General features: G+C 52.6%; 12 protein-coding genes and 1 pseudogene. 9 read left to right on the forward strand and 4 right to left on the reverse strand.

The window, feature by feature from the left end; all coding sequences use genetic code 11:
- Positions 1 to 38 precede the first annotated feature (38 nt).
- Positions 39 to 1,667, forward strand: a complete 1,629-nt coding sequence (gene pgi, locus DBZ16_RS05755) for a glucose-6-phosphate isomerase (protein ID WP_107813279.1) — start codon at positions 39 to 41, stop codon at positions 1,665 to 1,667.
- 221 nt (positions 1,668 to 1,888) lie between these two features.
- On the opposite strand, the gene DBZ16_RS05760 is transcribed toward pgi, so the two are convergent.
- Complete coding sequence (locus DBZ16_RS05760; RefSeq protein WP_107813280.1) at positions 1,889 to 2,617, reverse strand: YebC/PmpR family DNA-binding transcriptional regulator; 729 nt, start codon at positions 2,615 to 2,617, stop codon at positions 1,889 to 1,891.
- A 371-nt stretch (positions 2,618 to 2,988) separates the two neighbouring features.
- Between DBZ16_RS05760 and DBZ16_RS05765 the strand changes: the two genes are divergently transcribed.
- Both DBZ16_RS05765 and DBZ16_RS05770 read left to right on the forward strand, forming a co-directional pair.
- The gene (locus DBZ16_RS05765) at positions 2,989 to 4,407 is read left to right on the forward strand and encodes an alanine/glycine:cation symporter family protein (protein ID WP_107813281.1); all 1,419 of its coding nucleotides are present in this window, start codon (positions 2,989 to 2,991) and stop codon (positions 4,405 to 4,407) included.
- Positions 4,408 to 4,562: 155 nt separating this feature from the next.
- Complete coding sequence (locus DBZ16_RS05770; protein ID WP_107813282.1) at positions 4,563 to 6,158, forward strand: peptide chain release factor 3; 1,596 nt, start codon at positions 4,563 to 4,565, stop codon at positions 6,156 to 6,158.
- A 68-nt stretch (positions 6,159 to 6,226) separates the two neighbouring features.
- On the opposite strand, the gene gap is transcribed toward DBZ16_RS05770, so the two are convergent.
- Positions 6,227 to 7,258, reverse strand: a complete 1,032-nt coding sequence (gene gap / locus DBZ16_RS05775) for a type I glyceraldehyde-3-phosphate dehydrogenase (RefSeq protein ID WP_107813283.1) — start codon at positions 7,256 to 7,258, stop codon at positions 6,227 to 6,229.
- Between the two features lie 535 nt (positions 7,259 to 7,793).
- On the opposite strand from gap, the gene DBZ16_RS05780 reads away from it, so the two are divergent.
- Positions 7,794 to 8,693, forward strand: coding sequence for a metal ABC transporter solute-binding protein, Zn/Mn family (locus tag DBZ16_RS05780; RefSeq protein WP_107813284.1), 900 nt, complete (start codon positions 7,794 to 7,796; stop codon positions 8,691 to 8,693).
- Positions 8,694 to 8,904: 211 nt separating this feature from the next.
- On the opposite strand, the gene DBZ16_RS05785 is transcribed toward DBZ16_RS05780, so the two are convergent.
- Positions 8,905 to 9,066: a cell division protein gene (locus tag DBZ16_RS05785; RefSeq protein ID WP_107813285.1), complete on the reverse strand. Its 162-nt coding sequence runs from the start codon at positions 9,064 to 9,066 to the stop codon at positions 8,905 to 8,907.
- A gap of 463 nt (positions 9,067 to 9,529) precedes the next feature.
- On the opposite strand from DBZ16_RS05785, the gene DBZ16_RS05795 reads away from it, so the two are divergent.
- The 3 genes from DBZ16_RS05795 (at position 9,530) to DBZ16_RS05805 (ending at position 11,849) form a co-directional block, all read left to right on the forward strand.
- The gene (locus tag DBZ16_RS05795) at positions 9,530 to 11,065 is read left to right on the forward strand and encodes a sodium-dependent transporter (protein ID WP_070496431.1); all 1,536 of its coding nucleotides are present in this window, start codon (positions 9,530 to 9,532) and stop codon (positions 11,063 to 11,065) included.
- Positions 11,062 to 11,154 (forward strand): methionine/alanine import family NSS transporter small subunit, encoded by a 93-nt coding sequence (locus DBZ16_RS05800; protein WP_016687493.1) that lies wholly within the window; start codon positions 11,062 to 11,064, stop codon positions 11,152 to 11,154. The genes DBZ16_RS05795 and DBZ16_RS05800 overlap by 4 nt, the downstream gene beginning before the upstream one ends.
- Before the next feature lie 260 nt (positions 11,155 to 11,414).
- Positions 11,415 to 11,849, forward strand: coding sequence for a YMGG-like glycine zipper-containing protein (locus DBZ16_RS05805; RefSeq protein ID WP_107813287.1), 435 nt, complete (start codon positions 11,415 to 11,417; stop codon positions 11,847 to 11,849).
- A 126-nt stretch (positions 11,850 to 11,975) separates the two neighbouring features.
- Here the strand turns inward: DBZ16_RS05805 and DBZ16_RS05810 are convergent.
- Positions 11,976 to 12,138 (reverse strand): annotated as a pseudogene (locus DBZ16_RS05810) (IS30 family transposase); the annotation flags it as partial.
- A 228-nt stretch (positions 12,139 to 12,366) separates the two neighbouring features.
- On the opposite strand from DBZ16_RS05810, the gene DBZ16_RS05820 reads away from it, so the two are divergent.
- Positions 12,367 to 13,629: a putative DNA modification/repair radical SAM protein gene (locus DBZ16_RS05820; RefSeq protein ID WP_107813288.1), complete on the forward strand. Its 1,263-nt coding sequence runs from the start codon at positions 12,367 to 12,369 to the stop codon at positions 13,627 to 13,629.
- A gap of 19 nt (positions 13,630 to 13,648) precedes the next feature.
- Positions 13,649 to 14,419, forward strand: coding sequence for a TIGR03915 family putative DNA repair protein (locus DBZ16_RS05825; RefSeq protein WP_107813289.1), 771 nt, complete (start codon positions 13,649 to 13,651; stop codon positions 14,417 to 14,419).
- Positions 14,420 to 14,434: the final 15 nt, after the last annotated feature.

Below are 14,434 nucleotides of genomic sequence, written 5' to 3' on the forward strand. Positions count from 1 at the left end.
CCCGCCGAATGAGCGGACCCAATCCCGAAGGAAACCCGATGACCGCATTTACCGAAGCATGGCAAGCCCTTGAACAACACCGGCTCGACACACAACACATCCACCTGCGCGACCGCTTCGCCGCCGAACCCGACCGCTTCGGCAATATGCACGAAACCCTCGACGGCCTCCTCTTCGATTACAGCAAAAACCGCCTCGGCGAAGACACTTTGCAACTTTTGTGCCGCCTTGCCGAAACCTCGCCCCTTGCCGGACAAATGCACGCCATGCAAAACGGCGAAAAAATCAACCTCAGCGAACACCGCGCCGTCCTCCATACCGCTCTGCGCCTGCCGCCCGACGCAGCACCCGTTTACGTTGACGGCGAAAACATCCTCCCCAAACTCCACCGCGAACTCGACCGCGCCCTCGCCTACGCCGAAGCACTCAACAACGGCAGCCACAGAGGCATCACCGACAAACCCATTACCGACTTCGTCCACATCGGCATAGGAGGCTCCGACCTCGGTCCCAGAATGTGCGTAGAAGCCCTCAAAGCCTACCGCCAAAACATCCGCGTCCACTTCGTCAGCAATTCAGACGACGCCGACATCAGCCGCACACTCGCCCACCTCAAGCCCGAGACCACCGTATTCAGCATCGCCAGCAAATCCTTCCGCACGCCCGAAACCCTGCTCAACGCCTACGCCGCCCGCGCATGGTATCGGGATGCAGGTTTGCCCGAATCCGGCATCTACCGCCACTTCTGCGCCATCTCCTCCGACGTTGCCGCCGCCCGAAACTTCGGCATCGCACCCGACAACGTCTTCGCCATGTTCGACTGGGTCGGCGGACGCTATTCCGTCTGGTCGACCATCGGCCTGCCCGTCATGGTCGCCGTCGGCACAGACCGCTTCCGCGAACTCCTCGCCGGCGCGCACGCCATGGACACCCACTTCTTCCAAACCCCCTACCGCCGCAACATCCCCGTCCTCATGGCGCTCATCAGCATCTGGTACAACAACTTCCAGCATGCCGACGGACAAACCGCCGTCCCATACAGCCACAACCTGCGCCACCTCCCCTCGTGGCTCAACCAGCTCGACATGGAAAGCCTAGGCAAAAACCGCACCGCCGACGGACAACCCGTTCCCCATACCACAGGCGGCATCGTCTTCGGCGAAGAAGGCGTCAACTGCCAACACGCCTATTTCCAACTCCTCCACCAAGGCACACGGCTCATCCCCTGCGACTTCATCGTCCCCATGACCACCGCCTACGGCATCAACCGCCAACACCGCTTCACCGTCGCCAACGCCTTCGCCCAAGCCGAAGCCCTGATGAAAGGCAAAACCCTCGAAGAAGCCCGCGCCGAACTTGCCGACCTGCCCGAAGCCGAACGCGAACGCCTCGCCCCGCAAAAAGAATTCCCCGGCAACCGCCCGAGCAACAGCCTCCTCCTCAGTGCCACCGACCCCCGCCGCCTCGGCATGCTCATGGCGGCATACGAACACCGCACCTTCGTCCAAGGCGCAATTTGGGGCATCAACCCCTTCGACCAATGGGGCGTCGAATACGGCAAAGAACTCGCCAAAACCATCGAACCCGAACTCGACCGCGGCAACCCACAGCACGACAGTTCCACCAACGGCCTCATCGCCTTCTACCGCGCCAGCCAAAACCGATAGGCAGTTCAAACACAAAGGTCGTCTGAAAACCTACATTAAGTTTTCAGACGACCTTTGTGTTAATGGTTTTCGTGGACAAAGTCCACGCTACGGCGTTAGTGTTACCAGCAGGCACCGTAGCGTGGGCTCCGCCCGCGAACCATTTAAGATTCCAGTAAACAGCCCAAAAATCTCAGACGCAAAAAAAGCAGACCCATCAGGTCTGCTTTCAATCTTTCCGATTAATCCAGATTCAAAACGGCGGAGGTGTAAACGTCCTGTACGTCGTCCAAATCTTCCAGAGCGTCAATCAATTTCTGCATTTTGACGGCTTCGTCGCCGGAGAGTTCGGTTTCGTTTTGGGCGCGCATGGTGACGTCGCCGTCAACGGATTTGTAGCCTGCGGCTTCCAATGCTGCTTTCACGCCCGCCCAATCGTTCGGGGCGGTGATGACTTCGATGGAGCCGTCGTCGTTGGCAATCACGTCTTCCGCACCGGCTTCCAGAGCGGCTTCCATCAGCGCATCCTCGTCAACGCCGGGTTCGAACACCAAATAACCCTGATGCACGAAGTTGAACGCTACGCAGCCGTCGGTGCCCAAATTGCCGCCGTTTTTGGTGAACGCGTGGCGCACGTCGGCAACGGTGCGGGTTTTGTTGTCGGTCAGGCAGTCCACCATCAGCGCTGCGCCGCCGATGCCGTAGCCTTCGTAGCGCAACTCGATGTATTCCACGCCTTCCAAGTTGCCCGTACCTTTGTCGATGGCGCGTTGTACGTTGTCTTTGGGCATATTGTTTTCGGCGGCTTTTTCCAAAGCCAGGCGCAGGCGCGGGTTGGCGCCGGGATCACCGCCGCCCATGCGGGCTGCAACGGTGATTTCTTTAATCAAACGGGTGAAGATTTTGCCGCGTTTGGCATCTTGACGGGCTTTTTTATGCTGGATATTCGCCCACTTACTGTGACCTGCCATGATAAATCCTTTCGATTTTCCGCCTTATCCGGCGGGCTTTTGCTCATTTTCAAAGTGCGCATTTTAACATAGGTTGGATATGCCTAAAATATTTCAGACGACCCCTCATCCTGCCAAAGGGTCGTCTGAAAACGCTGCCTGCGCCTGAAAAAACGCAAAAATCTTGTCTTTGCCCAAACCTGATCCTTTTTTTCGTTTGCCTCACAAAAGGTTTACGGTATCATGCAGACCTGCTTCAGGATTGTTGACAACTTGGGGCAAAACGGACGAAAACGGCCTGCTCGCCGCGCCGTCCGACACAACGGCATTCAACGGAGTAACCGCCGCAGAATGCCGTCATCTGTTCATTTTTCAATATAAGGTTTGTAATTATGGAAGAAACATTGTCTGCACTGGTGGGCGCAGTCAATCTGATTCTGTGGGATTACATGCTGATTTACGCCCTTTTGGGCATCGGCCTGTTTTTCACACTCTATCTGGGCGCGCCGCAGATTACCAAATTGGGGGCGGGGTTTAAATCCGTTTTCGGCGGTTTGTTTTCCAAAAAAGACAAAGACGATAAATCTTTGTCGCAATTCCAAGCGCTCGCCGTCGCCGTCTCCGCCCAAATCGGCACGGGCAACGTCGCCGGCGTGGCAACCGCCATTACCGCAGGCGGGCCGGGCGCGATTTTTTGGATGTGGCTTTCCGCCGTTTTGGGGATGTCCACGATTTTTGCCGAAGCCCTGCTCGCGCAAAAATACCGCGTCGTCAGCCACGGCAAATACATCGGCGGCCCCGCGTTCTACATCACGCATGGTCTGACTCCGAAAATCGGGCGCGGTGCGGCGCGTTTCTTATCGGGCTTCTTCTCCATCGCCCTGATTATCGCGCTGGGCTTTATCGGCAACGCCACGCAGGCGAACTCCATCGCCTCCTCCGTTACCATCGCCTTTAACGTACCGGCTTTGGCAGTGGGCATCACCCTCGCCGTCCTCGCGGGCATGATTATCGTCGGCGGCGTCAACCGTATCGCCAACATCGCCCAATTCATCGTACCGTTTATGGCGATTATCTATATTTTGTGTGCCGTCGTTATCCTGTTCAAATTCTCCGACCACATCATACCGATGTTCAACCACATCTTTACTGCCGCCTTCAATCCCGAAGCCGTATTAGGCGGCGCAGCGGGTATCGGTATGCGCGAAGCCGTCCGTTTCGGCGTGGCACGCGGGCTGTTCTCGAACGAAGCGGGTATGGGTTCGACACCGCACGCACACGCTACCGCCGACGTGAAACACCCTGTTCAACAAGGCTTGGCGGCATTTATCGGCGTGTTCATCGACACCATATTGGTCTGCACCGCCACCGCGCTGATTATCCTCCTGACCGATGCCAACCTTTCCGGCGAACAAGGCGCGGCGGTTACCCAATTCGCCTTCAGCAAAGCCTTCCCCGGCTTCGGTTCGCAACTGCTCGCCGTCTGCCTGACCTTCTTCGCCTTCACCACCATCATCGGCTGGTACTACTTCGGCGAATCCAACATCCGCTTCCTCTTCAGAGGAAAACACTTGGGCATCTACCGCGCGCTCGTGCTGCTGGCCATCGTGTTGGGTACGCTGGGCAAGGTCGATTTGGTTTGGAGCCTGTCCGATATGTTCAACGGCTTCATGGTCATCCCCAACTTAATCGCCCTATTCCTCTTGCGCAAGGAAATCCGCGCCGTTTACGACGATTATCTGGCGCAGAAAAAAGCAGGCAAAGACTTGTCCTACCAATATGAATTCCACGAATTCCACGACAAGGCTTAATCCGCCATCGTGAAAAGGTCGTCTGAAAATTTTCAGACGACCTTTTTATCCCCTAATCATTGAACCGATTAATGTTTTTTTGTACAATCCCCGCCATCTCAACCTTTTCTCAGGCCGTCGCAAAAGCGGCCTGAACCTTTTTGCAAAGAAAGCCCATGTCCCAAGAAATCCTCGACCAAGTGCGCCGCCGCCGCACGTTTGCCATCATCTCCCACCCCGACGCGGGTAAAACCACGCTGACCGAAAAGCTCTTGCTGTTTTCAGGCGCAATTCAGAGCGCAGGTACGGTAAAAGGCAAGAAAACCGGTAAATTCGCCACTTCCGACTGGATGGAAATCGAGAAGCAGCGCGGCATTTCCGTGGCATCAAGCGTTATGCAGTTTGACTACAAAGACCACACCGTCAACCTTTTGGACACGCCAGGACACCAAGACTTCTCCGAAGACACCTACCGAGTATTGACCGCCGTGGACAGCGCGTTGATGGTCATCGACGCGGCAAAAGGCGTGGAAGCACAAACCATCAAACTCTTGAACGTCTGCCGCCTGCGCAATACGCCGATTGTTACCTTCATGAACAAATACGACCGCGAAGTGCGCGATTCTTTGGAATTGCTGGACGAAGTGGAAAATATTTTAAAAATCCGCTGCGCGCCCGTTACTTGGCCGATCGGAATGGGCAAAAACTTCAAGGGCGTGTACCACATCCTGAACGACGAAATCTATCTCTTTGAAGCCGGCGGAGAACGCCTGCCGCACGAGTTCGACATCATCAAAGGCATCGATAATCCCGAATTGGAACAACGCTTTCCGCTGGAAATCCAGCAGCTGCGCGACGAAATCGAATTGGTGCAGGCTGCTTCCAACGAGTTTAATCTCGACGAATTTCTCGCCGGCGAACTCACGCCCGTGTTCTTCGGCTCGGCGATTAACAACTTCGGTATTCAGGAAATCCTCAATTCATTGATTGACTGGGCGCCCGCGCCGAAACCGCGCGACGCGACCGTGCGCATGGTCGAGCCGGACGAGCCGAAATTTTCCGGATTTATCTTTAAAATCCAAGCCAATATGGACCCGAAACACCGCGACCGCATCGCCTTTTTGCGCGTCTGCTCCGGCAAATTCGAGCGCGGCATGAAGATGAAACACCTGCGCATCAACCGAGAAATCGCTGCCTCCAGCGTGGTTACATTCATGTCGCACGACCGAGAGCTGGTGGAAGAAGCCTACGCAGGCGACATCATCGGCATCCCGAACCACGGCAACATCCAAATCGGCGACAGCTTCTCCGAAGGCGAACAACTGGCGTTCACCGGCATTCCCTTCTTCGCGCCCGAACTGTTCCGCAGCGTCCGCATCAAAAACCCGCTGAAAATCAAGCAACTGCAAAAAGGTTTGCAACAACTCGGCGAAGAAGGCGCGGTTCAAGTATTCAAACCGATGAGCGGCGCAGATTTGATTTTGGGCGCGGTCGGCGTGTTGCAGTTTGAAGTCGTTACCTCCCGCCTCGCCAACGAATACGGCGTGGAAGCCGTGTTCGACAGCGCATCCATCTGGTCGGCGCGCTGGGTATCGTGCGAAGACAAGAAAAAACTGGCGGAGTTTGAAAGAGCCAATGCAGGCAATCTGGCGATAGACGCAGGCGGCAACCTTGCCTACCTCGCCCCCAACCGCGTGAATCTGGGACTCACGCAAGAACGCTGGCCGGACATTGTGTTCCACGAAACGCGCGAGCATTCTGTGAAGCTGTAATTGGTTATAAAGAAAAGGTCGTCTGAAATTATTTCAGACGACCTTTTTAGTATCTTTGGCAATCCGTTTTATTCAAACGGGCGCACTTCCAAACCGAACATACGGCGGGCGGTGTTCAGCATTTGGCAGCTGAAGCCCCACTCGTTGTCGTACCAAGCGAACACTTTGACCATGTTGCCGTCAATGACTTTAGTCAGCGTTGCATCAAAGGTGCTGGCTTGAGGGGTGTGGTTGAAATCCATAGACACCAGCGGCAGCGTGTTGTAGCTCAATACGCCTTTCAGACGACCTTCTTCCGCAGCGGCTTTCATCAGCGCGTTGATTTCTTCGACGCTGGTATCGCGCGCGGCTTGGAAGCTCAAATCGACAATGGAAACATTAACGGTCGGCACGCGGATGGCGAGGCCGTCGAGTTTGCCTTTCAGCTCGGGCAATACCAAACCGACAGCTTTTGCCGCGCCGGTTTTGGTCGGAATCATGTTTTCCACACCGCTGCGGGCGCGGCGCAAGTCTTTATGACGCACGTCGGTAACGGTTTGGTCGTTGGTCAAAGCGTGGATGGTGGTCATCACGCCTTTGACGATGCCGATGTTTTCGTTCAACACTTTGGCAACGGGAGAGAGGCAGTTGGTGGTGCAGGAAGCGTTGGAGACGACGGTCATGTCGTCGGTAATTACATCGTCGTTCACACCGTAAACAACCGTTGCGTCAACGTCGGCTTCGCCCGGTGCGGAAATCAGCACTTTTTTCGCGCCGCTTTCCAAATGCACGTTGGCTTTGGATTTGCTGGTGAACGAGCCAGTGCATTCCATCACCAAGTCCACGCCCAAGTCGCGCCATGGCAGTTCAGCGGGGTTGCGGGTGGAGAAAAATGGGATTTTGCGACCGTTAATGATGAGATGGGTTGCATCGTGGGAAATGTCGGCATTAAAGCGACCGTGAACGGTATCGAATTTGGTCAGATGGGCGTTGGTTTCGAGGCTGCCGCTGGCGTTGACGGCGACAACTTCAAGTTGGTCTTGCAGGTTGTAATCGTAAATAGCGCGTAATACTTGGCGGCCGATGCGGCCATATCCGTTAATGGCAACTTTAATGCCCATGTTTTCTTCCTTTTTGGATGTAAGGTGGGGTTGTAAACTAATTCGGGCATTATTATAACAAAATTGTAGTGTGATGTAATTAACATTTTATCAAACAAAACCTGTTTAATTACATCTGCTTATTTTTATCTTGAAACCTCAAATTCCTATTTTGTTCCATCATTAATAAAATCACAAAATTTATATTTCAATTTTGTTTGAAATTTAAGCATTTAATCTTGGTTTTTCATTTCCTCGAAAAAGGAAAAAACCGCGCTTTTCTGATTTTATTTATTTAGAAAGGATAATCCCCAATCCCAACCTGCTACATCGCGCAACAAAAATTCCTCGCCATTCCCCCTCTTTTATCTTAAAAATCAACAAATACCATCCCATATCCGATTTCATAACACATTAATAAAACCCTGCCCTCTTCCTCAAACCTCCCGTTTTCAAGGTACAAAGCGCGTTCTCAACTGGGGGGCGGCTTGAAGATTCCGTCCTACTGTTTTAAAATAAAAAGATGTTACGTTATATCAACTGGAGAGAGAAAAACATGAAACATTGGAAACTCGGCGTCATCGCTGCATTAATGTCCGGCGCAGTTTACGCAGCACCGATGAACGTCGTCACCAGCTTCAGCATTTTGGGCGACGTTACCAAACAAATCGGCGGTGACCGTGTTGCCGTGCAAAATTTGGTCGGTGCCAACCAAGACTCCCACGCCTACCACATGACCAGTGGCGACATCAAAAAAATCCGCGGTGCGAAATTAGTCCTGCTCAACGGCTTGGGTTTGGAAGCGGCTGATGTTCAGCGCGCCGTCAAACAAAGCAAAGTTCCCTTCGCCGAAGCAACCAAAGGCATACAGGCGCTTAAAGCCGAAGAAGGCGAACATCATCACGACCATGAAGGCCACCACCACGACCACGGCGAATTTGACCCGCACGTCTGGACCGACCCCGTCTTGATGACGACCTACGCCCAAAACGTCGCCAACGCCCTGATTCAGGCAGACCCCGAAGGCAAAGCCTATTACCAACAACGCTTGGGCAACTACCAAGTACAGCTGAAAAAACTGCACAGCGACGCTCAAGCTGCGTTTAACGCCGTTCCCGCTGCCAAGCGCAAAGTCCTGACCGGACACGATGCCTTCTCCTACATGGGCAAACGCTACAATATCGAGTTCATCGCCCCACAAGGCGTGAGCAGCGAAGCCGAACCGTCCGCCAAACAAGTGGCTTCCATCATCCGCCAAATCAAACGCGAAGGCATCAAAGCCGTGTTCACCGAAAACATCAAAGACACGCGCATGGTTGACCGCATCGCCAAAGAAACCGGCGTCAACGTCAGCGGCAAGCTCTACTCCGACGCACTCGGCGGCGCACCTGCCAATACTTACATCGGCATGTACCGCTACAACGTCAAAGTCTTGACTGATGCGATGAAAAAATAAAACCGCTTGATACGCGCAAACTGAAAAACCCAAAGGTCGTCTGAAACCGGCTTGGCAAACTAAGCCAAAACCCGTTTCAGACGACCTTTTATCATTCGTTTTGAAAGCGCCGCATCATTGTATATCGACAACGACCGCAGCATTGACACTCACTTTACTCGTCGTCTTCCAATTCTTCTTGCGCACCTTTTTCGGCAAAATGACCCAGCAGCTAAATCAAAGCGCCGCCACCGGTAACACCTGCTTTAATCCACATTGCAGTATCTTCTCCCCAGTTATAAATCCATGCTAAAACTTTCGGCACAGCATTCATATAATTCAAACCGAACGCTAAAAGACCTAGGATAAACAAAGTGCTGCCAAAACTTTTCATGAAGATTCCTTTCGATGAAAATCAGAGGGTTATAGGAAATACAACTTGTTAAAAAGATTACTTTCTACTGAATACAAATGTAAAACGATATCATTATAATCGAAATAAATTAAAAAATATATTTTTAAACAAAATAAATACTTGATAACGTTATTAATTTTTTACATCCAAGAACGATGGACGCTCCTCTTCAAAAGAAGGGGCGTCTGAAAAGCCTTAAATCCTGTTTTCAGACGACCCATACTCCCTCATCTTCCCCAAACTGCCTGAAATACAGCTAAAAATCCGTTTTTCCCACTTGCCAAGCCTGTTAAATTTTTTTACGATACAGCCATAGATTGTAAACAAAGGCCACAAGCCGACTGTTTTTTTCAGACGACATTACCCCTGTCAGACCTCATTTCTATAACCGTAAGCCGCCAAGCGGCTGTTTTCATACCACATCAAAGCAAGAGGTATCAACGTGTCTGATTCCAAAACAAACGAACGCGCGACGTTTAGCAACCGCCGCGCGTTTATGGTTGCCGCTATCGGCTCTGCCGTCGGCCTGGGCAACATTTGGCGTTTCCCCTACATCGCCTTCGAAAACGGCGGCGGTGCGTTCCTCCTACCCTATCTGGTCGCGCTCTTGACCGCCGGCATCCCGCTGCTGCTGCTCGACTACGCCATCGGCCACCGCTACCGCGGCTCCGCTCCGCTAGCTTTCCGCCGACTCGGCCGCTGGTTCGAGCCTGTGGGCTGGTGGAACGTGATGACCAACGTCATCATCTGTATCTACTACGCAGTCATCATCGGCTGGTCGGCAAGCTATGCCTACTACTCGCTGAACGCCGCATGGGGCGCGGATCCTCAGGCGTTTTTCTTTAAAGACTTTTTGAACATGGCAGGTCCTGAAGCTTTGGGCTTGGATTTTGTCGGCAAAGTCGTTGGCCCGCTGATCGGCGTATGGCTGTTTACCTGCATCATCATGGCTTTGGGCGTACAAAAAGGCGTGGCAGGCGCATCTTCGTTTTTCATGCCGCTGCTGTTGATTATGTTCATCATCATGGTCGGCATCTCGCTGACGCTGCCGGGCGCGGCTAAGGGCTTGGACGCGCTGTTTACGCCCGACTGGTCGAAACTTTCCGATCCTAGAGTCTGGGTTGCCGCATACGGTCAGATTTTCTTCTCGCTCTCCATCTGCTTCGGCATCATGGTGACTTACTCTTCCTACCTGAAGAAAAAAACCGACTTGGGCGGTACCGGCTTGGTTGTCGGCTTTGCCAACAGCAGCTTTGAATTGCTCGCCGGTATCGGCGTATTCGCCGCGCTGGGCTTTATAGCACAAGCCAATGGACAAGCCGTCAGTCAAGTTGCTTCCAGCGGCATCGGTTTGGCTTTCATCGCCTTCCCGACCATCATCAACCAAGCTCCGATGGGGGCGCTGATCGGCGTATTGTTCTTCGGTTCTCTGGTATTCGCAGGCATTACCTCGATGATTTCCATCGTTGAGGTCATCGTCGCCGCCATTCAGGACAAATTGAACATCGGCCGCGTCAACGCTACCCTGCTTGTCTGCATTCCGATGGGCATTATCTCCACCCTGCTCTTCGGCACGACCACCGGCCTGCCCGTTTTGGACGTATTGGACAAATTCGTCAACACCTACGGCATCGTCGCCGCCGGCTTCGTCTATGTTTTGGCCATCATCGCCCTGCGCAAACTGCCCGAACTGCGCAACCACCTGAACGCGCTCTCCTCCGTCCGCGTCGGCGCGATTTGGACTGCCTGCGTCATCTTTACCGTCGCCATGCTCGGCTATATGTTGTACCAAGACACAATCGGCCTGCTTAAAGAAAACTACTCAAAATATCCCAGCGATTTCCTCAATATCTTCGGCTGGGGCATGTCGATCGGTCTGATTGTCATCGCCGTGTTGCTGTCGCTTCTGCCTTGGAAACATGGTCAAAACTTCAACGTCAAAGACGAACACGAACATGAACAAGGAGACAAAGAATGAGTACTTCAGCCATCATCATGATGATTATCGCACTCGTCGTCATCTGGGGCGGATTCATTCTGTCCGTATGGCGGCTGCCTGAAGAATAGGCTTTTTCCAACAAGTGTTGCAGACACCGCACAGGTCGTCTGAAACCCAAACGCCCCGAAACCGCATACCGGCTTCGGGGCGTTTTGTTACCGCCAAATCCAAGACAGATAAGGCTTTCCATCTATCAGCCGAGTAACCGTACCGCACAAAAGCAACATTTGTTTACGCTAATTTTCCACAGGCGGGCGAAGGTAAACAAAGGGCTGATTATAATGAAAATAACTCCGGCATCTGCCGTGTTTCACGAAAGGAAGAAACAATGACCATGAAACCACTTATGGCGGTATTGCTCGCCGCCAGCCTCAGCCTCCCCGCCATCCACGCGGAAGCGCGAGGCACGGCAAACCAGAAAAAAGCCACCCTCGCCGGCGCGGCAGCAGGCGCAGCCTTGGGCGGTCTGTTGGGCAACGACGGACAAAGCGCAATCATCGGCGCAGTGGCAGGTGGTTTGGCAGGCAACGCCTATGCCTACCGTAATAAAAAATTGAATCAAAAAGACAGAGAGAGATACGAAGACCGTTATCGCGACTACGACTACTACCACTACGACCGTGATGACGACTACTACTACGGTCGTGATCGCGATGACTACGACGATTACTACCGTTATGAGAAACGTTACAAAAAAAACAAACATTACTATCGCAAATACCGCGACTGGGACGATGATTACTATGATTACGACGACGATTAAACCCATCGTCTGAATATCTGAACGAAAGGTCGTCTGAAAACCTGAAACAAGGTTAAAACACCTTCAAATCTCGGCTATGTCCAAGCCGTTTTCAGACGACCTTAGATTCGGATTTCAAGTGCAGCACTAGCGCACTAGCGGTTGAAGCCGATTCAAAAATAAAACACTTGGCGTTTCATAGCCAAGTGTTTTTTCTTGGTCGGCAGTTCACCTCATCTTGAACCCTGCGTCTCTCCCGATTACTCATGTTTCGGAAATCGGTTGGTTTAGTGAAGTATTGTCGGATGATTCACTATGCACCTTTGTGTGTAACTAATGGCAATCTTTCTTGCAGGAAGGGTCGTATGCTAGCGCATACTGACCTTTTTCGGTGATGGAAAGTTGCACGTCAAACCCAAATCCGCTAGGCATCATGCCTGCTGAATCATTCCTCACATACTAAGAAAAAATTTAGCTGACTAAATAAAATCTAACAATTATAATAAAAAATATTATTCCACTTAATAAAAGTTCAGCTATGGATTATCAAAAAATCAGTCGCAAACTCGAAATTTTAGCCGATGCCGCCAAATATGATGTTTCCTGTTCATCAAGCGGAGGTAAGCGCGGCAACGACGGGCAAGGCTTGGGCAACTCTTCGCGTGCGGGCATCTGCCACAGTTTCACCGAAGACGGCCGCTGCGTATCGCTGCTGAAAATCCTGCTGACCAACCATTGCATCTACGACTGCGCTTATTGCGCTTCCCGCCGCAGCAACGACATCCCGCGCGCGGCGTTTACGGTCGATGAAGTGGTGGATTTGACCATGAGCTTTTACCGGCGTAACTATATCGAAGGGCTGTTTTTGAGTTCCGGCATCTTCAAAAACGCTGACTACACCATGGAGCGCTTGGTGCGGATTGCTAAAAAACTGCGCGAAGAACATCGATTTAACGGCTACATCCATCTCAAAACCATTCCGAAAGCGTCTGCCGAAATCCTGCACGAAGCCGGACTGTATGCCGACCGCCTCAGTGTCAACATGGAAATCCCCACCGTTTCCGGCCTCAAGCTGCTCGCGCCCGAAAAAAACCACAGCGACATGACGCAGCCGATGGCGTTTGTCCGCAACGAAATCGTTTCCTTTGCCGACAGCCGCAAAACCATCAAATCCACGCCCAAGTTCGCCCCTGCCGGACAAAGTACGCAGTTCATTATCGGCGCTGCAGGCGAAACCGACCGTCAAATCATCCGCGCCGCAGGCGGGTTTTACCGCCATTACGGTCTCAAACGCGTGTATTACTCGGGCTATGTACCGGTATTAGAAGACAAACGCCTGCCGCCTTTATCGACGCAAGTGCCGCTGCGGCGCGAAAACCGGCTCTATCAGGCAGATTGGCTGATGCGTTTTTACGGTTTTTCCGATCATGAAATCTTAGACGAACAGCAACCTTTCCTCGACTTGGATTTCGACCCCAAGCTCGCTTGGGCGCTGCGCCACCGCGAATGGTTTCCCGTGCCGTTGCAACACGCGCCGCTTGAAACCATCTTGCGCGTACCCGGCATCGGCGTGAAGTCCGCCCGCAAAATCGTGCAGGCGCGCCGATTCCGCATAATCACCATGGCACAACTGAGCAAAATGGGCGTGGCGCTAAACCGCGCACGCTATTTCATCACCCTGCCCGAACCCAACCGCTACGCCGACCTAATCGACAGCCCGCAATTGCGCAGCCTGCTTTTGCAAAACACACGCTCCAAATTCAGCCAAAGCGATGCCGTGCAAACCGATTTGTTCGGCTGATAACGAAAAGACCCACATTATGCAAATCACTTTGCACTACGACGGCAGCTTCGACGGCCTGTTAAGCACCGTGTTTCATGTTTACGCCTGCAAATACGCTCCTGAAAACGTACACATTACCCATGATGCGCAGGATACAGATTTATTCAGCCGCAGCGAAACTGTTGCCACCTCCCCCGAACGCGCCCACCGCGTTTTCAAGCGGCTCGAACAGCAAATCGGGCGCAGCGGCATGGTCAAACTACTGTATGGTTTTTTAATCGCCCTACCTGAGATGCCCGACACTTTTCTGCGCATTGTCAACCTGATGCTTGTCCGCCCGATGCGCAAAGATGTGCTCTGCGATTACGGTCTTTACGATGTGATGCAATGGGCGCAATGGGTTAAAACCGTCGGACATGAAAAACACCGGATGGAAGCGTTTGTCCGTTTTGAAGAGCTGACAGATGGTCTGTATCTCGCGCGTATCGAACCTCAATACGATGTATTGCCCTTGATTGCACGCCATTTCCGCAACCGTTATCCGCAACAGCAATGGGCAATATTCGATATGCAGCGCCTTTACGGCATCTTAAGCGGCCCAAACGGACTGCACGCAATCAACGGGCTGGAAGCCCACCGCATCCAAACATCCTATGCCCCGAACGAACGCAGTTACCAAGCCCTTTGGCAGGACTATTTCAACAGCAGCAATATTCCATCCCGACGTAATCCCCGGTTGCACCGCCAACAAATGCCGCAACGCTATTGGAAATACCTTACTGAAAAGCAACCTGCTGTTTTCGATTAAAAATACCTGTCTGAA

Origin of the sequence: Neisseria sicca, assembly GCF_003044565.1 — a bacterium.
GTDB lineage: Bacteria > Pseudomonadota > Gammaproteobacteria > Burkholderiales > Neisseriaceae > Neisseria > Neisseria sicca_A.